Annotated in this window: 15 protein-coding genes and 2 tRNA genes; 2 read left to right on the top strand and 15 right to left on the bottom strand. The window is 43.6% G+C overall.

Going from position 1 to position 17,726, the window contains the following annotated elements:
• Positions 1-108: 108 nt before the first annotated feature.
• From FG24_RS09945 to FG24_RS10005, 13 genes are all read right to left on the bottom strand, one after another.
• Positions 109-3,294: a DUF6701 domain-containing protein gene (locus FG24_RS09945; protein ID WP_036303061.1), complete on the bottom strand. Its 3,186-nt coding sequence runs from the start codon at positions 3,292-3,294 to the stop codon at positions 109-111.
• 61 nt (positions 3,295-3,355) lie between these two features.
• Complete coding sequence (locus FG24_RS09950; protein ID WP_036303064.1) at positions 3,356-3,811, bottom strand: hypothetical protein; 456 nt, start codon at positions 3,809-3,811, stop codon at positions 3,356-3,358.
• The gene (locus FG24_RS09955) at positions 3,808-4,620 is read right to left on the bottom strand and encodes a type II secretion system protein (protein ID WP_036304238.1); all 813 of its coding nucleotides are present in this window, start codon (positions 4,618-4,620) and stop codon (positions 3,808-3,810) included. Before FG24_RS09955 ends, FG24_RS09950 begins: the two co-directional genes overlap by 4 nt.
• Positions 4,621-4,669: 49 nt before the next feature.
• Positions 4,670-5,332, bottom strand: coding sequence for a type IV pilus modification PilV family protein (locus tag FG24_RS09960; protein ID WP_036303067.1), 663 nt, complete (start codon positions 5,330-5,332; stop codon positions 4,670-4,672).
• Positions 5,322-5,783, bottom strand: coding sequence for a GspH/FimT family pseudopilin (locus FG24_RS09965; RefSeq protein WP_036303070.1), 462 nt, complete (start codon positions 5,781-5,783; stop codon positions 5,322-5,324). The genes FG24_RS09960 and FG24_RS09965 overlap by 11 nt, the downstream gene beginning before the upstream one ends.
• Positions 5,784-5,849: 66 nt before the next feature.
• On the bottom strand, positions 5,850-6,296 hold the full coding sequence (locus tag FG24_RS09970; RefSeq protein WP_036303071.1) for a prepilin-type N-terminal cleavage/methylation domain-containing protein: 447 nt from the start codon (positions 6,294-6,296) through the stop codon (positions 5,850-5,852).
• 194 nt (positions 6,297-6,490) lie between these two features.
• On the bottom strand, positions 6,491-7,033 hold the full coding sequence (locus FG24_RS09975) for a prepilin-type N-terminal cleavage/methylation domain-containing protein (protein ID WP_051901516.1): 543 nt from the start codon (positions 7,031-7,033) through the stop codon (positions 6,491-6,493).
• A gap of 25 nt (positions 7,034-7,058) precedes the next feature.
• Entirely contained in the window at positions 7,059-7,529 is a 471-nt protein-coding gene (locus FG24_RS09980; RefSeq protein WP_036303077.1) for a hypothetical protein, read from the bottom strand.
• A gap of 5 nt (positions 7,530-7,534) precedes the next feature.
• The gene (locus tag FG24_RS09985) at positions 7,535-8,761 is read right to left on the bottom strand and encodes a type II secretion system F family protein (RefSeq protein WP_036303079.1); all 1,227 of its coding nucleotides are present in this window, start codon (positions 8,759-8,761) and stop codon (positions 7,535-7,537) included.
• Positions 8,762-8,766: 5 nt separating this feature from the next.
• Positions 8,767-10,470 carry a GspE/PulE family protein gene (locus FG24_RS09990; protein ID WP_036303081.1) on the bottom strand — a complete coding sequence of 568 codons (1,704 nt, stop codon included), beginning with the start codon at positions 10,468-10,470 and terminating at the stop codon, positions 8,767-8,769.
• 72 nt (positions 10,471-10,542) lie between these two features.
• Entirely contained in the window at positions 10,543-11,088 is a 546-nt protein-coding gene (locus tag FG24_RS09995; protein ID WP_036303083.1) for a cytochrome b, read from the bottom strand.
• A 202-nt stretch (positions 11,089-11,290) separates the two neighbouring features.
• Positions 11,291-11,366 (bottom strand) — tRNA-Asn (locus FG24_RS10000).
• A gap of 46 nt (positions 11,367-11,412) precedes the next feature.
• A tRNA-Asn gene (locus FG24_RS10005) sits at positions 11,413-11,488 on the bottom strand.
• A 74-nt stretch (positions 11,489-11,562) separates the two neighbouring features.
• Here FG24_RS10005 and FG24_RS10010 point away from each other — a divergent pair.
• A complete protein-coding gene (locus FG24_RS10010) occupies positions 11,563-12,900 on the top strand; it encodes an AsmA family protein (protein WP_036303085.1) in 1,338 nt (445 codons plus the stop codon).
• A 122-nt stretch (positions 12,901-13,022) separates the two neighbouring features.
• On the opposite strand, the gene FG24_RS10015 is transcribed toward FG24_RS10010, so the two are convergent.
• Positions 13,023-14,225 (bottom strand): pyridoxal phosphate-dependent aminotransferase, encoded by a 1,203-nt coding sequence (locus FG24_RS10015; protein WP_036303087.1) that lies wholly within the window; start codon positions 14,223-14,225, stop codon positions 13,023-13,025.
• 163 nt (positions 14,226-14,388) lie between these two features.
• Positions 14,389-15,396, bottom strand: coding sequence for a trypsin-like peptidase domain-containing protein (locus tag FG24_RS10020; protein ID WP_036303089.1), 1,008 nt, complete (start codon positions 15,394-15,396; stop codon positions 14,389-14,391).
• 241 nt (positions 15,397-15,637) lie between these two features.
• On the opposite strand from FG24_RS10020, the gene uvrB reads away from it, so the two are divergent.
• Positions 15,638-17,671, top strand: a complete 2,034-nt coding sequence (gene uvrB / locus FG24_RS10025) for an excinuclease ABC subunit UvrB (RefSeq protein WP_036303094.1) — start codon at positions 15,638-15,640, stop codon at positions 17,669-17,671.
• Positions 17,672-17,726: the final 55 nt, after the last annotated feature.

Genomic DNA, 17,726 nt, shown 5'->3' on the forward strand with positions numbered 1-17,726 from the left:
TAAGTTGTACGTTATAACTTATTGTAATATATGTATTTATTGTAATTATTTTATTGGAAAATATAATTTTTTAACGGCTATATGACCTTAATCAAAAAATGCATTGAATTAAGGCCCGTAATTTTCACGTAAGTAAATGATAGGCGTTTTGTAAATACCAAAAGTAGCACGTGCACTTGGGTTGGTATTTCCAGTCCCTGACCAATTGAATTTTAGCCAGTCAGGTACGGTTGCTGTTATGTTGATAGAGCCTGAGTTGCCACTACCTGGTGCTCTTAACGTTAAGTTGAAATTGCCATTTGCTGGCGGTTCGTTAAACCTTTTAAGTACGCTACCAGCCGCGTTGCAACCTAAGCCACTGTTGCCTGGGCTTCCTGTATCTAACACACACACCTCATTTGGTTGGAGCCCATCTGCTGGGTTTACATCAGTAAATGCAAGGCTGACACCCGTCGTGCAGGTATCACTGCTGTTGAGTACCCATGAACCGTTATTCCAGTATTGTGTGATAAGCGAGGTAGGTAAGTCTAAAAACTCCGAGCCGTAAGCATTTTGTATACGCATGCGTCCGCTACGTATTGTCGTTACGCCCTCTGTTCCTGTGGCTGAACTAACTGGATTAGGGGCTGCATCAGTGGCTCTTAACTTAATGATAGCAGGCGAGGTAAGCACGTTAGTAAATGTATAGCTTGGTGTGGCGTTAGCAATGCCTTGTGAAAAAGCGGTTGCTGGTATGCTGTTGTTTAAAAATGAACCAGCTACGGCGTTAGCATCACTGAGTGTGGTGGCTTTAGAAAAAGTAGGGGTGGTGTTTGCTGAGCCATCATAATTTTGCGTTATATTACCAAACGCGTTCATCGCTCTAACTTGTACATTAAAAGGCTGTGCCGAATAGGTAAAGTTTCCAGCATTGCACCCTTGTGTCACGATGGTGTCGAAATGGTCTGGGATAAAGCGGCCAACATTACCCACACCATTACACACTGCGCTGCTTGTACCTGTGTTGCCAGTTGCAGTAATACCCGAGCTTAAATAACTGCCGCTTGTTAACGTTGCGGTGAGGTCTCCATTACCAACCTCAGACCAATTGAGGTTGCTGGATGTTGCTACGCCATTGGTAAAAGCCCCTAAAGAACCGGTAAAGCTACCATTAACCGCGCTAGTGCCCGTAGGTTGGCATTTGCTAAAAGCCAGTGTCGCATTTTCTGGGGTGCTTTCTTTACCAAAGTTTGGTGTGGTTGTGTTAGCGTTATTTCTGGCGGTTACTGTTGTGTTGAAGTTATTACCAGCTTTGATCGGCGCAGCGCTGGTATTGCTAAATACAAAGTCTTTAGGCGCTGCAATAAAGTTATCGCTGCCAGTCATACTGAGGCCGGCATCAGCCCCTGAACCTGTATAAGTTGCATTGAGCAATATATTGCCAACATCGGCATATTGAAAGCTAGTGCTAGCAACACCCGATGCATTAAAAGACAAGCTAACATTTCGCCCCGTGGCATCACATGCGGCTGATGCGCTATTGGTAGTATTCAGTGGCATATTATTGACACGGACTGGAAGCGTGCCAGTAACTGGGTTGTTGTAGCTACATTTGAAGTTAACGTTCTTATTCAAACTTGCAAATGCTGGCGTACATGCAAGCGTGCTGTTTGATTTTCTGACAGCACTAACATTAACGGTTTGAGTGGTTTCAGCAACATGGTTAGGTACATTAAAGATAAAACCAGAGTCGTTGTAAGTATGGCTACAACTGGCGGTGCTACCATTCCAGCAAGTCCATAAATTCGCTGGTGTAACGGACAGTCCGCTAGTTTCAAATGTTGCCGTTTGTACTGAGGTGACAGGTACAATGATGGTTGTGGCACTGCTACCTACTGGAATAGTAAATGGAACTGTAGCTAAGATAACGCCACTAGCGCTTTTTGCGATGACATTGCCGCTTAGTCCATTGGTGTTAACCGTACAGCTATTTCCTGTGTCAAAACTATTACATGCATTCACGGTCACGGATGAGCCCGTGCAGGTGACGCCGCTTCCTGTGTGGCTAAGTCTTACGTGGTCTAGTGTTGCACAAATATTGCTGTCTTGGCGAACTTCATTAAGTTGGCTACTGCCCAGTGCAGATTGAAAAACTTTTAATTCGTCAATATTGCCGGCAAAGCCAAAGCTATTGTTACCTTCTCCCGAAGCGTTAGTTTCACCGCCAATCGATGCAATGCCACTATCTGAACCAAACGTATTTTCTGTCCATGTTGCACTGACGTTTGTTAATAGCGTTCCTGACGTGTTGAAAATATAAATATGTTTTCTTTTGTTTGGGATATCAGCGACTGCTGCTACAAAATACCAAGTGTTATTTGCAATGATATTTCCAGTATCCAAGCTAAGCGCTGATGGTGTTCCTCGACTAAAAAAACGCAAACCTCCAACACCGCTATCGCCAATACTAAAACCAAAGCCACCGCTATTGTTTTCATCATCCACAAAGATACGCTGGCCTGAAAGGCTGTTATTGGTTGTTCTCACCCATGCTGTAATAGTAAAGGATGTTCCATTGGCACCTAAATTAGGAAGGCTTGAGGGTAGTGCTACATAGTCTTTATTTGTGCGATTAAATACACCATAGCGACACGTGCCAGGGCTGCCAGCGATAGCGGGAGATAGATTTGCTGTACTTGGTTTCGTTGCATTTAAACTGGCAGCCACACCAGAGTAGCTTCCAATAGCATCAATTACCTCTCCTGTTGTGCCAGACCATGCTGATTCATTCATTCGAAATTCTGCAATAGGAGCTGGAGCTGGAGGCGCTGTACATTTACTGTTACTAGGCGTGCAATTGCCAAGCACCGTTGTATTGTTGCCAAGCACTAGTGTATTAGCAGTCAAGTTGCCAGTGATGTCTGCGTTGTTGCCGATATCAATAGTGCCATTAGCACTTAAGTTAACCGAACCCTCAAAGTTGTTATTTATCGTGATGTTTCCAGAAACAACAATATTGAAGTTGTGGCCATTGTTGTTAATTATAAAGTTGTTGCCAGCCGTTAAAGAGCCTGAAACAAGGTTTAGTGTGATGGGCGTTGTGATGTTAATCGTTTGGTTATTACCGAAGGAAATGTTACCTGTACAGTTGTAAGTGATGCCAGCCGAGAAACTACAGTTATTAAATGGTGATGTACCAATGTCTGCAGGTAATGTGTATGCAAATACCTCACTGATGGATACTAGCGTAGCAATAAAAAATACTAAGCCCGCTTGAAGGCATTTTTTAAACTGTAGACGATTGATAATGGACATTACCCAGCTCTGTTGATGATGCAGTTAAAATAAAGTATTCACGTATTTATTTGACTAACGTTTATTGACATTCATAAGCCGGTATTGCGTCAGTTGCACGGCATTTGCTAACGGTTGCTTGTAATTGGCGATCGCTGTAGTCAATTGTACCAGCAACACCAAAACTTGCTCTGGATGTAATTTCAAATAAACGAATCGTACGATCTGTGCCTTGCTCGTTAACGTCAGCAGATTGAACGCAAGAGACGGTAATGACATAGGTTTCAATATTAAAAACAGTTGGGTTAGGGGCTGGGCAGCTTGCCAGGTTAGCAGTTCCTGGCGCTAGTACTTGAAATATTCCCCACTCTAAGCCAGTGCGCGCGGCTTGATAAGCCCTTGCTCCTTGCACATCTTGTTTTGATGTTGCTTGCTGAGTGCTGCTTATATTTAAAGCATATGCACCTAGCGCAGCTAAAATTACTAATAAAAAAATAGCGGCTGGTAGTAAAAACCCTCGAGCGTAGTGTTTATTCATGGTGAGTTAGTGACATTGACTTGGTGCATGAGTGTGATGTTTGCAGTGCCTTCTGCCATGCTTAAATTAATAGTAACAATGCCTAATCTTTGCAAAATGCCAGGGGCATAGGTAATTGTGCAGCCAGTTAAAGTGTTTGCAAGTTGGTTTCGTGTTACACCAGCTAAATTATTTAATGCTGCGATGCTTGCAGGTTGTGCCGCTTGGAACGCATAGCCTTCATAACGCCACAATACACGGAGAGTCATATCGCATGCGTAAGTTACGGGAGTGGAAACTACGTAAAATCGGCTGGAAGGTGAGGCTAAAGGGAAGCTATTTCCAGTAAAGGTAAGCGTATTACTGTTGTTTGCGGTATTTAATGCGCGTCTATTAGAACCCTCATAAACATCGGCACCAGCAATGCCTAAATTGTAGATAACCAATGAATCGGTATTGGCGACAGTCATGGTTGTGCCATATAGATTAAAACTTTTGTCTGCTGGGTCAGAAAAATCTAAAGGGTTGTCTGCTGCATTTGTGCCAACAGCGGCTCTATAGCGTCCTGCTTGAAGTATTGGTGTGAACTCAAGCAGGCTATCAGCGCCGTTTACTGTGGTTCTAACACTGTTTGGCAATCCGTTTCTGATATCGCGCGCCATTCTGCGTAAGGCGGTATCTGCACGGTCGGATAAATCTGCACGACGTTCAGTATCAAAAAATGATTGCGTAGGTCTGCCAATAAATAGCGCTACGCCACCTGCAAGTATGCCAACAATTGTAATCACCACCACCAACTCAACCAGTGTGAAGCCTTGATGCGTAAACATGCGCATCTGCAATTGCGATGGTGGCAACCTTTTTAGTGATAAGGGTAGGTTAAATGTTAGGCGCATAACGAACCCGATAACCTGTTAGTGTCACTACGGTATTAGCCGGACCAGTGACGCTAACGGTAATTCTAAGCGCTGCATCATTATTCAAACCTAAAACACCACCAGCTCTGGTAATGGTGACCGTAGCCGCATATGCGTTTAAACCAGCTAGTGGTGTATTGTTGCCAGGGTTGCAAATGCCAGCACATTGCGCGTTAGGCATGGTAAATCCACCATAATCGGCGACATTGTCATAAGGATCTGTATTGCTATAGCGGCTTTCAGTATTAGGGAAGGGGCCAGTGATAGCACCTGCTCCTGCTGGGTTTGTGTCTTGTGATTGTGTTGCACAGCTAGCATGGTTTGCTGCGGTTGAAGCATTGGCGTCTTCAGGGTCACAAAAGGTAAAAGACTGTTGTTGTATCTCTAGCAGTAATGATTCTGCTATCGATAAAGCTTGTTTTCTGACGAGTGGGTCAGCACTGTTACGGCTAGTGATTTCAAGTACTTTAAGTACACCAGCCAGCGCAACCCCCATAATGACAATAAAAACAACCAACTCTACTAAAGTCACGCCGGATTGAAATGCAGCTTTACAAAATCTTTTACTAGGTGAGGGTTGCGTCTCCTCGCACCCGTTACTAGGCCGACTTGGCTTATCGTACATAGCCAGTTTCTGCCTCTACAGTAATAGTACGTGCAGGTTCGGCAGGCACAACGGTATTTTGAATTTGAAAAGTAGCTGTGGCATTGGGGATTGGTCTACCTAATCCATCAAAGCCAATAGTAGGTGTGGCAGTGTTAAGCGCTATATTATTTGGCAATATTTTAATGTAGGCTGTTTGAGTTGCTGGGTCGAGTACCGCAACGTTACAGTTGCTAGTGTAGCCTAAGCAAATTGTTCTTGTGCCTAGGTTTACATTCACAAATACGTTGGTACGTTGCGCAATTGCAGTTTTTTGAGCATAGCGTAAAGCTGAGGTAAGGGTGCCATAAGCACCCCTAGCATCAAAAGCATCTCGACCAATAAAACGAGGAGCAGCAATTGCGGCAATTAACCCTGTAATGACAATGACTGCCACAAGTTCTACTACAGTAAAGCCTCTTAATTGACGCATGCTTGAACAGGTATGCGCTGCACCAATACTTATGGGGGGGACCTTAAGCGTCAATTATGTAAGCAACTAACAGCCAGTGGTCGTCACGGTGACTGCACCTGTAGTGCCGTTGTAACTCGCTTGACAGGTGGCGCTGCCGCCGTTAACTGGGCGGAATGTAACCGCTGTTGCGGTTGTGTAGTCAGGAGTAACACCTTCAGCTACTGTTAAGCCAGTCATTGCTGCCCCGATACCAGCTAGCGCGCCTGTAGGTATGCCTGTGGCTGCGGCAACGGCAACTACTGTTCCGTCAACCATGTTGACTGTAGCCGCTATACCACCGCTTGCAAAGTGTCTTGCTTGCACTATGCCTACAGATGAGCGTAAACCACCAGCTAAGCCATTTACTGCAGCTATGCGGGCATCACCAGTTAGATTGATAAATCTAGGTAATGCAGTCGCTGCCAAAATACCTAAAATCACAATAACGACGACTAACTCTACTAAAGTAAAACCAGATTGTTGATGTTTCATTACAGATGACTCCCTAAACGTTAAAAATTAAGACTTTAAATAAACCTGAAATAGCTAAACTTTTTTACTTACAAACACAAGACTGATTAAAAATTAGTGGTTAATTGCTTTGTTGAAACTACCCTCAGTACTTCAAATATGCGATTCTTGGTTTTAAACACCATTTATGCTGATTTAATTTGATAGCGATTAAACTAGCATCCTGTTGTCACAATTGGTGTGATATCTGGTGCACCGTTTGCAACCGCCTCTGTATAAGTAAACTGGCATTGTGCAGGCGTAGGCGCACCTTGGATTTGGAACGTGCCAACTGTAGCTGTGCTAGTGTAGTTATAACCATCTGCCTGCAATTGCGCTAGGGTTGGATTAAATGTGGTAGTTAAACCAGCTGCGGAAAGTACGCCAGCTACACCAATAGCGGTGACATCTGGGTATGCATTCACTAGGTTAATAATGCCATTTTCAGTACATACTGTACCGGTTGCGGCATTGCTATTATCTGCAGTTCCGCCACCCGGGCAAGCCGTTGTGTCAGCTACGTTGTTTCTGGCCAATACTGTTGCATGTGCTAATGCCGCCGCCGCTGCAACACTACCTCTAGCTGCATTAAGCTTGGCAACACGTGCATCACGTTGTAAGTTGGTAAATCTAGGCAATGCAACCGCGGCTAAAATGCCAAGAATAATAATCACGACAATTAACTCAATGAGGGTAAAGCCTTTAATTTTATTATTCATTCGCATTTCCTTTTTATTGATAAAACTATTGGTTTGCTATCAGCACTAAATCTAGACCACCCGTACTTAATAGTGACGCTCTGGTTTTGCTTGCTGTGTTAGTGAGTATATATCGTGCTTCTGCATGATTACTGTATACGTATACTAACTGTTTTTTTAGTGTATCGAAATACCAAATGCTATATAAACCGCTCGGTTTGACGGATTTTTCACCAATATAGTTGCTCGGCCGTTCGTTAATAAAGCGCATGGGGTTGGTGTTCACTAAATCCTGTACATTCACAGATTCATGTATCGCGTGTTTATGTACCCAGCTTTCTGCAATGGCTAGCCTAATATTATTAAGCTCAGCCTCATGTGTCAGCTTTTGAATGTTAGTCTGAATACGGTTAACGCTATACAGTAGCACTGTTACTAATATGCTGATAATGATTAAGGTAATGGCAAAGTCAAACCGATGTAGGCCAATATTGTGCTTTTTTATAAAAGCCGGCATTGTGATTAACCTTTATTCAACGCAATGCTGCCTAAATCCCATATTGGTAAGAAGATACCTAAAGCTAGAATCAATACCATTACCCCTAAAAATACGATTAAGATAGGCTCAATCTGTGCGCCTAAGGTTTTAATTTCGTATTCAACATCACGTTGGTACATGTCGGCGACTTCTTCCATCAGGTCATCTAATGAGCCTGATTCTTCGCCTACAGCAATCATTTGTAGAACAATCGGGTTAAATACGCCGCTATTAGTGGCTGTGCGTAAAATGCTCTCGCCACGTTCTACGCCTTCACGCATTTGGTCAATGCGACTACCTACATAATCATTATCGGCAGTTTGGGCAACAAGCTTTAGCCCATTGGTAATAGGGACACCGCTTTTACTGGCAAGTGCAAAGCTTCTGGCAAAGCGCGCCATGGTGGCTTTATGAATAATCTTACCTGCGATAGGGGTCTTTAGTTTGAAACTATCCCAGTTATATTTGCCAATACTTGTTGCAATATATGAGCGAAACAAAAGTACTGCGCCTATCCCTGCGATTAACAAATAAGGCCATGATGCTTGCATAAACCCTGAAAAGCCTAAAAGCACTCTGGTCATTAGTGGAAGTTCCGCCCCGAAGCTTTCAAATACTTTTGCAAATGCAGGAATCACAAATAAGTTGACGACGACAATGGCAACGCCCATCGCAATGACGACAAAAGTAGGGTAGCGCAAGGCGGCTTTAATTTGATCGCGCATGAAGCGTTCAAACTCAAGATGCTCAAATAACCTTAAGAATACGCTGTCTAATAAGCCGGTACTTTCACCTACACGCACCATGCTGATATAAAAGCTGGAAAACACCTTAGGGTGTTGTGCCAGCGCGACAGAAAGCTCGCGTCCGCCAGCAAGACTTTCACGGATGTTGCCAATCACTACAGAAAAGGTTTTGTTTTGTGTGGAAGCCTGCAAACCATTAAGCGCATTCATGATTGGAATGCCTGCTTTAAGCAAGGTGTACATTTGGCGACTAAATAGCATCACATCCAGTGTGCTGATTTTTTCTTCAAAAAAATCAAAGCTTATCTCTTTTGATGTAGCTTTAGCTGTCTGTGGTTTTATTTCTATAGGGGTGATGTTGAGGTTTGCCAGTTGAGAGGCGGCATTGCTGCTGTCTGTGCTTTCCAGCGTCCCTTGTACTAGTGCACCTTGAGTGTCTCTACCCTTATAAGCAAACAATGGCATGCTGCTTATTCCTCAAACTGATTGCTAATGCGCATGGCTTCGGCAACGGTCGTACGCTTAGTGATGACGAGGTCAATTGCACTTTTACGCAAAGTTTTACCCGCCATGGTTTGGCGACCTAATTTAATAAAGTGATTGGGGTCATGGTGGCTTGCGGCATCAATCAGCTCATTATTCATTTCGAGCAGTTCGTAAACACCAAGTCGACCTTGATAGCCAGTACCATTGCATAAACTACAGCCTTTGCCCTGAGCATATTGATGACGCTCGGTGTCGTTTCCAAGTTCATAGCGTAACCATGCATGCTCAAATGGTTGGGGTTCATAAGGTTCAGAACAGCCCTCGCAAATAATGCGTACTAAACGCTGTGCAATCACGGCTAATATGGAGGTTGCTACCATGTAGCGGGGTACGCCCATGTCTATCATTCGAACCAAGGTGCTAGTTGCATCGTTGGTATGTAATGTTGATAGTACTAAATGGCCTGTCATCGCAGCCCTTAAGCCGATTTGCGCTGTTTCATGATCGCGCATTTCACCCACAAGAATAATGTCTGGATCTTGCCTTAAGGCTGAGCGAAGTACGCGTGAGAAGTCTAAATCAATTTTTTCATTCACTTGCACTTGGTTGATGCCAGGCAAGCGGTATTCAACAGGGTCTTCAACAGTGATGATTTTATTAGAAGCTGAGTTGCGTTCGTTCAAAGCCGCGTATAGCGTAGTTGTTTTACCGCTACCAGTTGGACCGGTAACCAACACCATGCCGCTTGGGCGATGAATCAGTTTACGAAAACGCTCAAGCATATCAGGCGGCATGCCTAATTTTTCTAATGAAAAATTACTGCTATTTTGAATCAGCATACGCATGACCACTGACTCGCCATATTGTGTTGGCATGGTGGATATACGTACATCAACAGGCTGTTGTTTGATTTTTAATGCAAATCGACCGTCTTGGGGTAGGCGCTTTTCTGAAATGTCTAAACTAGACATTAACTTAAGGCGTAAAACTAATGCTGAAGCAATTTTTAGTTCAGCTTCAGTTTGTAGATGCATCACACCATCAATTCTAAAGCGAATATGCAGCTTATTTTCTTGTGGTTCAATATGGATATCAGATGCGCGTACTTGTGCAGCATCTTCAAAAATAGTTTGAAGCAATTTAACAACGGGTGCTTCTTCACTATTACCTGTGATGCCAAGTGCTGCAAAATCAATAGTGGTATCACCAAGGTCTTGACCAAGCTCCATGGCAAGACTTGAAATCTCGTCGGTGCGACGGTAACTGCGGTCAATCAATTGCAGTAGGGCATTTTCTTGCACAACAGCAAGCTCAATGTCTTTACGCAATATGCGTACGATTTCATCGTAGGCAAACAGATCGGTTGGGTCAACCATACCCACTAAATAAGTGCCGCCTCTATCTTCTAATACGGCACTGCGAAAACGTCGTGCTTGTGCTTCTGGTAGCTTATTAATGATTTCAGTTTTTGTGCTGAATTGCTGGATATTGATGTAAGGGATTTTTAGCTGATGTGCCAACGCCTCAGAAATCTGTGTTTCTGTGACATAGCCGCTATCTACAAAAATACGGCCAAGCTTACGGCCTGTACGTTTTTGCTCTTCAAGAGATTTATTTAAATCTTCAGCAGTAATTAAATTTTGCTGAACCAACACTTCACCAAGGCGAATCTTTTCAGGACGTGCCATTTAAACCTCAAGCCTATTCATTTTTATTCGTATCTAGTATTTATAGTTAATTGTTATAACAACATGTACTTCTTAACGGCGAGGTAGCATTCTAACCAATGTATTGTCTTTGACGACGTAATGATGGAATAACGCAGCTATGGCATGCAATCCTATCAGGTAGTAACCTAACACACCGATGGTTTCATGCAGTTTTTTTAGGGATGAAGCCAAGTCTTTATTTTTTGTGATGAGCGCCGGTAGCTCTAAGCCAAAAAACGGAATGGGTTTGCCAGCCGCACTTAGTAGAAACCAACCGAGTACGGGCATGCCGATCATCAGCACATAAAGTGCTAGGTGCGCCCATTTTGCACTGAGTATTTGCCATTTTGCAGGCAGAGGGGTGATGGCTGGAGTTAATGAGGTGGCTTTAAAGTATAAGCGCATCGTCACTAGAAGTAGTATCGATAATCCCAGCATAAAGTGCCAAGCTTTTAGCGCTTCGCGAGGGTCACTGCCTTTAGGATAAAGCTCGCGTAGCTCAATACAAGCATATACGCCAATAAATACCAATGCCATTAACCAGTGCAAGATGATTGAAATGCTACCGTAGCGCGTATTTGAGTTTTTCCAGAGCATGGTTTTTTATACCTTAATTACATATACGCTGTATATTGCACCGAACGTATTGAATGTGCAATAAGCTGACTTGGATTTATGCCATTGTACATAGGCGTTGGCATGGGTAATCACTAGTGATTGCTAATGTGATGTATGAAAAGGGCGGGGAGTCTTTGCTGCAAAAGAAAAAGCCTTGCATTTCTGCAAGGTTTTTTGTGTTTGGCTCCTCAACCTGGGCTCGAACCAGGGACCTACGGATTAACAGTCCGGCGCTCTACCAACTGAGCTATTGAGGAATATTGGTTTCACTCGATATAAAGCCTATTATTGCAAGGCTTAAATTGGCTCCTCAACCTGGGCTCGAACCAGGGACCTACGGATTAACAGTCCGGCGCTCTACCAACTGAGCTATTGAGGAATCGGTGAAGGCGCTATAATACTTATGGAGCGCGCTTTGGTCAATCACTACTCGCTAAATTCTAGGAAATTTTAATGAAAAAAAATAAAAAAATATTAATTGGAATGCTGGCTTTAATTAGCGTGTTGATTATTCTACCTTTTTTCATTCCGATTAGAACTTACCTAAATGAAGCAGAAAAGCTTGCTAGTGATCAATTAGGGGTGCCTGTCAGTATTTCTTCTGGTCACTTGATGTTGTTTCCTAGTCCGCGCGTTGTTATCGATGGTTTAAGTGTGGGAAATGACGATGAGCTGAAGGTGGAACAGCTTGCTGTTATTCCATCTTTAAGTACTGTTTTTTCTGAGACTAGAGTCGTTGATATTAGCGTTACTAGACCAACAGTCAAAAAAGCGGCGGTAGTTATCCTGTCTGCGCTGCTTGATAAAAATCAAGAAGAGACTAGTGAGCCTAGTACTGTTGTTAATGTGAGGCATGTTGCTGTTGATGCGCTAACCCTTGATTGGCCTGATATGAAGCTGCCTGCGCTTAACCTTGAGGTTAATTTAACTAATGCTAATCAATTAGACTCTGCGAAACTTGAGACGCTAGATGCTACTTTAGTTGCCAATATAACGCCTGAGGCTGGTGCACATTTGATTTCTGTCAGGGCTAAGAAATGGACGTTACCAGCTGGCTTGCCCTTGTTTATTGATAGCGCTGAGCTAGATATGCATTTAAAAGCGGATCGATTGGAAATTCCACGTGTGGATGTTGCTCTGTACGGTGGCAAAATTACTGCGAACCTGAATGTGTTTTGGAGCAAGAATTGGCGCACCAGCGGCCACGTGAACATAGAAAATCTTGCTGTTAAAGAACCAAGCAGGCTGGTAAGTCGAGCCGTTTATTTGAGTGGTGATTTGTCAGGTAACGGTCGCTTCTCTGGCTCGGCAAAAGATGTTAGTGCCTTGGCAGATTATTTAAATGCAGATTTTAAATTTACAGTGAATCATGGTGTATTGCATGGGCTGGATTTAATAAAAGTAGCAAGTCTATTAACCAAGCAAACTGCAGGTGGCCAAACGGCGTTTGATGAGTTCTCGGGGACGCTCAATGCTAAGGGTAAGCAATATTACTTAAGTCATCTTAAAATGACTTCAGGTTTATTGTCTGGAACAGGGCAGGTTAAGATTAACGCGAATAAAGAGCTGGACGGTACTGGTGAAATAGAGCTCAAGCGTAGTGTCAGTTTGGTTGCAATCCCGCTTGATGTGTCTGGTACCGTTGATAATCCTGTGGTTTTACCTTCGAAAGCAGCAATCGCTGGCGCTGTAGCTGGAACTGCAATTTTAGGCCCTGGTGTTGGTACTAGTGTGGGTATAAAAGCCGCTGGTGCGCTAGATAAACTTAAAGGCTTATTTCAGAACGATTAACTGTTCGAAACAAGCCTTTATTTGTGATTACACTCTTAGTTTGCATGTGTGGTCTGACATGTAAACCTTGTATGGCTTAAATCGTTCAATTTAAGCCATGTGGGCAAGTCGCTAGTGCTAAGTTATTTTAGTGCTTTTTCAATGCGATCTAGTGCGTTACGTAAGTTATCCATTGATGTTGCAAATGAAATTCTGAAGTAACCCTCTGCACCAAATGCGGAGCCAGGTACCACTGCAACGTCAAATTCTTCAAGCAAATATTCAGCTAGCGCCATATCCGTTGCTGCCTTAATTTTTCCAGCCTGAAATAAGTTATCAATTGCGCCACGTGCATCTGGGAATGCATAAAACGCCCCGCCAGCCATTAGGCAGCTTAGCCCTGGCATGCTGTTGAAGCGGTTAACAACATAAGTGTGGCGCTCTTTAAATGCAGTGACCATCGGTACGATACATTCTTGAGAGCCTTCTAGTGCTGCTTGTGCTGCCACTTGAGAGATAGAAGTCGGGTTGCTGGTTGATTGAGACTGTAAGATCTCCATCGCTTTAATGATGTAAGCGGGGCCTGCTGCATAGCCAATACGCCAGCCGGTCATAGAGTACGCTTTGGATACGCCATTAAGCACGATGCAACGGTCTTTTAACGCTGGTGTAGCGTTTAGGATGTTATAGAACTTGTCGCCGGTGAGGTTCACGTGTTCATACATGTCATCTGTTGCTACTAAAACATGTGGGTGCTTCAGCAAAACTCCACCTAATGCTTGCAACTCAGCCAGTGTGTAGACAGCGCCCGTTGGATTAGACGGTGAGTTGATCATGAATAACTTGGTTTTTGGTGTGATTGCCGCTTCTAATTGGGCAGCTGTCAGTTTGAAGCCTTGTTCAATGCCGCACTCAAGAATTACCGGTGTAGCTTCTGCCACCAATGCGATATCTGCATAAGACACCCAGTATGGTGCAGGAATAATCACCTCATCACCTTTGTTCAGTACGGCTAAGCAAAGGTTAAAAATAGTTTGTTTACCACCAACGCCTACAATCACTTCATTCAGTGCGTAGTCAAAGCCGTTCTCGTTCTTGAATTTTGCAACAATCGCCTTTTTAAGCCCTGGAATACCAGCAACGGGGGTGTATTTTGTAAAGCCAGCATCAATAGCAGCTTTGGCTGCATCTTTAATATGTTGGGGCGTATCAAAATCTGGTTCGCCAGCTGCTAGACCGATAATGTCACGACCTTCAGCTTTATACTTGCCAGCCTTTGCTGTAATGGCTAGTGTAGGAGACTCTTTGATTGATAAAACGCGTTGAGATAATACGGAGTGTGACAAGGTCTGTTCCTTAAGACAAATTTGTATGTAACCGGTTGAATTGCCGCCATTTTACGCACAAATATGTGGATTAGGAATAGCGCGACGCCTAAAAAGTGCAAGAAGACGGCAAGCAAATAGATGCCGTCTCGGATTGATTGGCTGCGGATTGAGTTATGCTAGTCTAGCAGTGGATGTTGCAACCTAACATTTCGCTAAATTCTTTGGCTAGATTTTCATCAATTTTAGCAATCGTTGAATTGATTTTACTCATGCTGACTTGATCTCCGGTCGATTGCGCAATTGCACCTAGTCTAAACAGGGCGTTGGTGTTCGTAGGGTCAATCGCCACTGATTGTAAGTAGGATTTTTTTGCATCATCTAATTTATTTAATTTTTCTTGAGCGACGCCAAGTTCGTACCATGCTTCAGTATCCTTAGGGTAGGTTTCAGTCCACTTGGTCGCGACCTGCATTAATTTAGGCCAGTCTTGGTTAATTTCAGGGATAGCCATCTGCATAAAAAATGGCTTGTTGTTATCGTCCTCCTCCCAAAATGCTTTGCCAGTAATTGGGAATGTGGTTTCAACTGGTAGCTTTTGTAAGTTTGCTAGCCACTCGATAGGGAGTGAGTAAAAGTAGGCTGGGCGACCAGGTGTTTTAAATGTATTAATGCCTAAAAGGGTGCCTTCAGTGTCAAATATTCCACTTCCACTCGCACCCATTAAGAATTTGGCACTACTGCGGATAACTTTTCCACCATCAAAGTCATAAGTGGTTTTAATGACTCCTGAGGAGGTGATTGGCGCAAGTACACCATTAGAGTGGCCTATAGATAGTACCTCTTGGCCTCTTTTTATATTAGCGCTACTACCAATAGGTGCTGGGGTGAATGGTAGTTTTGCTGTGACTAAACATAGGTCATGCCAGCGATCCGCTTGAACCGAATCAATTTCATACGTATCTTCTCCACGTGTTACCCATGGGGCTTTAGTGCTGCGGAAAATATGGCAATTGGTAATGACTTTATTTTCCGCGACAACAACACCAGAGCCATATGCTAAACCGCCACTACTGTTGTACCCACGGATCATCACTACTGATTGTAAAGATTTAAGAACTTTAGCCTGATCTAATGCTGAGGCAGTGTGTGTAAGGCTCATTAATACTACAAGCAGAACAAATCTACGCATGAGTGACTCCAAAAGTTAATGATGCTGATTATTAATACGTGCTAATAGAAACGGGTAATCGCTAACAGTGTTAATGATTGATGTTTTGTATGCTCTTAGCCCAGTCTTTGTTAAAAGACTCTGCATCATTAGCAAAGTTCGAATCATTCAAATTTTAAGAAAATGCAGGCCAATATTAGTTGGCGGTTGTTATTGAATTTTCTGTTAAAATTTAAGTGTTTATATCAATATAAAGCATAACGTGTTCGTTACATTTCCTAATAGTAAATATCAGCTCCATCAGCCTTTTCCTCCCGCAGGCGATCAACCGCAGGCGATTGATAAATTAACGCAAGGCATTAACGATGGGCTTAAGTTTCAAACCTTGCTCGGTGTGACCGGTTCCGGTAAGACCTTTACGATGGCTAATGTAATTGCGCGTACAGGTCGCCCTGCAATCGTCATGGCGCCGAATAAAACATTGGCCGCACAGTTATATAGTGAGTTCCGAGAGTTTTTCCCAAATAACTCTGTTGAGTATTTCGTGAGCTATTACGATTACTACCAGCCTGAGGCGTATGTGCCGTCGCGTGATTTGTTTATTGAAAAAGATTCCAGCATCAATGAGCATATTGAACAGATGCGGCTTTCTGCAACCAAGGCACTGCTGGAGCGCGAAGATAGTATTATCGTGGCGACTGTTTCGGCGATTTATGGTATTGGCGACCCAACCGATTATCACGGCATGGTGCTGCATGTGCAGGTGGGTGAAAAAATAGCGCAGCGCGATATGATTCAGCGCTTGGTAGGCATGCAATACGATAGAAACGAGTTTGATTTTTCGCGCGGTACTTTCAGGGTGCGCGGCGATGTAATCGACGTATTCCCCGCTGAAAACAACGAAACTGCGGTACGCATTTCAATGTTTGATGATGAGATTGAATCAATCACTTTGTTTGACCCGCTGACTGGGCAAGTCTTTAATAAAATCCCGCGCTATACGGTTTATCCGTCTAGCCACTACGTGACACCACGCGAGACAACAATACGTGCGATGGAAAAAATCAAGCATGAGCTCAAAGACCGCGTAAGTGCTTATCTGAAAGATAATAAGCTGGTAGAAGCAGCCAGAATTGAACAGCGTACACGCTTTGACCTTGAAATGCTGAATGAAATTGGCTTCTGCAAGGGGATTGAAAACTACTCACGCCATTTATCTGGGCGTAACCCGGGTGATCCGCCACCAACCCTGATTGATTATTTGCCCGATAACGCTTTAATGATTATCGATGAGAGCCACGTGACGGTGCCGCAAATTGGCGCTATGTATAAAGGTGACCGTTCGCGTAAAGAGAATTTAGTGGATTACGGCTGGCGTTTACCATCTGCGCTGGATAATCGGCCGTTAAAGTTTGAAGAGTTTGAGCACATCATGCGTCAAAGTGTGTTTGTTTCTGCTACCCCTGCGGACTATGAAAAAAATCATCAGCAGCAAGTGGTGGAGATGATTGCGCGCCCAACCGGCTTGATAGACCCTGAAATCATCGTCAAACCAGCAGATACACAAGTGGATGACCTGCTTGGCGAAATCAAAAAGCGTGTTGATGTTGGCGAGCGCGTGTTAGCGACCACGCTCACCAAGCGCATGTCTGAGGACTTAACGGATTACTTAAGCGAGCATGGCGTTAAAACGCGCTATTTACATAGCGATATTGATACCGTAGAGCGTGTGGAAATTATTAGGGATTTACGCTTGGGCGAGTTTGATGTGCTGGTTGGAATTAACTTACTGCGAGAGGGTCTGGATATCCCTGAGGTGTCTTTAGTTGCGGTGTTGGATGCAGATAAAGAAGGCTTCCTTCGCTCTGAGCGCAGCTTGATTCAAACGGCAGGGCGCGCAGCACGTAATTTAAATGGTCAGGTAATCTTTTACGCCAATAAAATCACGCGCAGTATGAAGTTGGCGATGGATGAAACCGAACGCAGGCGTGGAGTGCAAAAAGCCTTTAACGAGAAACACGGCATTGTGCCTAAGGGTGTATCTAAGCGCATTAAAGATATTATTGATGGCGTTTATGATAAAGATGAAGCCTTGCGCGAACGTAAGGCGTTGCAAGATCAGGCGAATTACGAATCTTTAAGTGAAAAACAAATCACTAAAGAAATGAAGCGTTTGGAAAAAGCCATGCACGATGCCGCTAAAAACCTGGAGTTTGAAAAAGCTGCAGACTTTAGGGATCAGCTTAAAAAGCTCAGAATTAAATTTTATGGTGCGGAAATGCCAGACCTTGTTTAGTGCTTAGGTAAACGTTAAATGCCTAAAGCTACATGATAGTTAAGTTTTATAGTGC

Source organism: Methylotenera sp. L2L1 (assembly GCF_000744605.1).
In the GTDB taxonomy this organism is placed as follows: Bacteria; Pseudomonadota; Gammaproteobacteria; order Burkholderiales; family Methylophilaceae; genus Methylotenera.

Excerpts from the sequence above, each read along its gene's own strand:
- FG24_RS09980 (WP_036303077.1), bottom strand. The coding sequence starts at position 7,529 with ATGCCGGCTTTTATAAAAAAGCACAATATTGGCCTACATCGGTTTGAC.
- FG24_RS09995 (WP_036303083.1), bottom strand. The coding sequence starts at position 11,088 with ATGCTCTGGAAAAACTCAAATACGCGCTACGGTAGCATTTCAATCATC.
- FG24_RS09985 (WP_036303079.1), bottom strand. The coding sequence starts at position 8,761 with ATGCCATTGTTTGCTTATAAGGGTAGAGACACTCAAGGTGCACTAGTA.
- FG24_RS09960 (WP_036303067.1), bottom strand. The coding sequence starts at position 5,332 with ATGTACGATAAGCCAAGTCGGCCTAGTAACGGGTGCGAGGAGACGCAA.
- FG24_RS09970 (WP_036303071.1), bottom strand. The coding sequence starts at position 6,296 with ATGAAACATCAACAATCTGGTTTTACTTTAGTAGAGTTAGTCGTCGTT.
- FG24_RS09950 (WP_036303064.1), bottom strand. The coding sequence starts at position 3,811 with ATGAATAAACACTACGCTCGAGGGTTTTTACTACCAGCCGCTATTTTT.
- FG24_RS09945 (WP_036303061.1), bottom strand. The coding sequence starts at position 3,294 with ATGTCCATTATCAATCGTCTACAGTTTAAAAAATGCCTTCAAGCGGGC.
- FG24_RS09990 (WP_036303081.1), bottom strand. The coding sequence starts at position 10,470 with ATGGCACGTCCTGAAAAGATTCGCCTTGGTGAAGTGTTGGTTCAGCAA.
- FG24_RS10010 (WP_036303085.1), top strand. The coding sequence starts at position 11,563 with ATGAAAAAAAATAAAAAAATATTAATTGGAATGCTGGCTTTAATTAGC.
- FG24_RS10020 (WP_036303089.1), bottom strand. The coding sequence starts at position 15,396 with ATGCGTAGATTTGTTCTGCTTGTAGTATTAATGAGCCTTACACACACT.
- FG24_RS09965 (WP_036303070.1), bottom strand. The coding sequence starts at position 5,783 with ATGCGTCAATTAAGAGGCTTTACTGTAGTAGAACTTGTGGCAGTCATT.
- FG24_RS09975 (WP_051901516.1), bottom strand. The coding sequence starts at position 7,033 with ATGAATAATAAAATTAAAGGCTTTACCCTCATTGAGTTAATTGTCGTG.
- FG24_RS09955 (WP_036304238.1), bottom strand. The coding sequence starts at position 4,620 with ATGTTTACGCATCAAGGCTTCACACTGGTTGAGTTGGTGGTGGTGATT.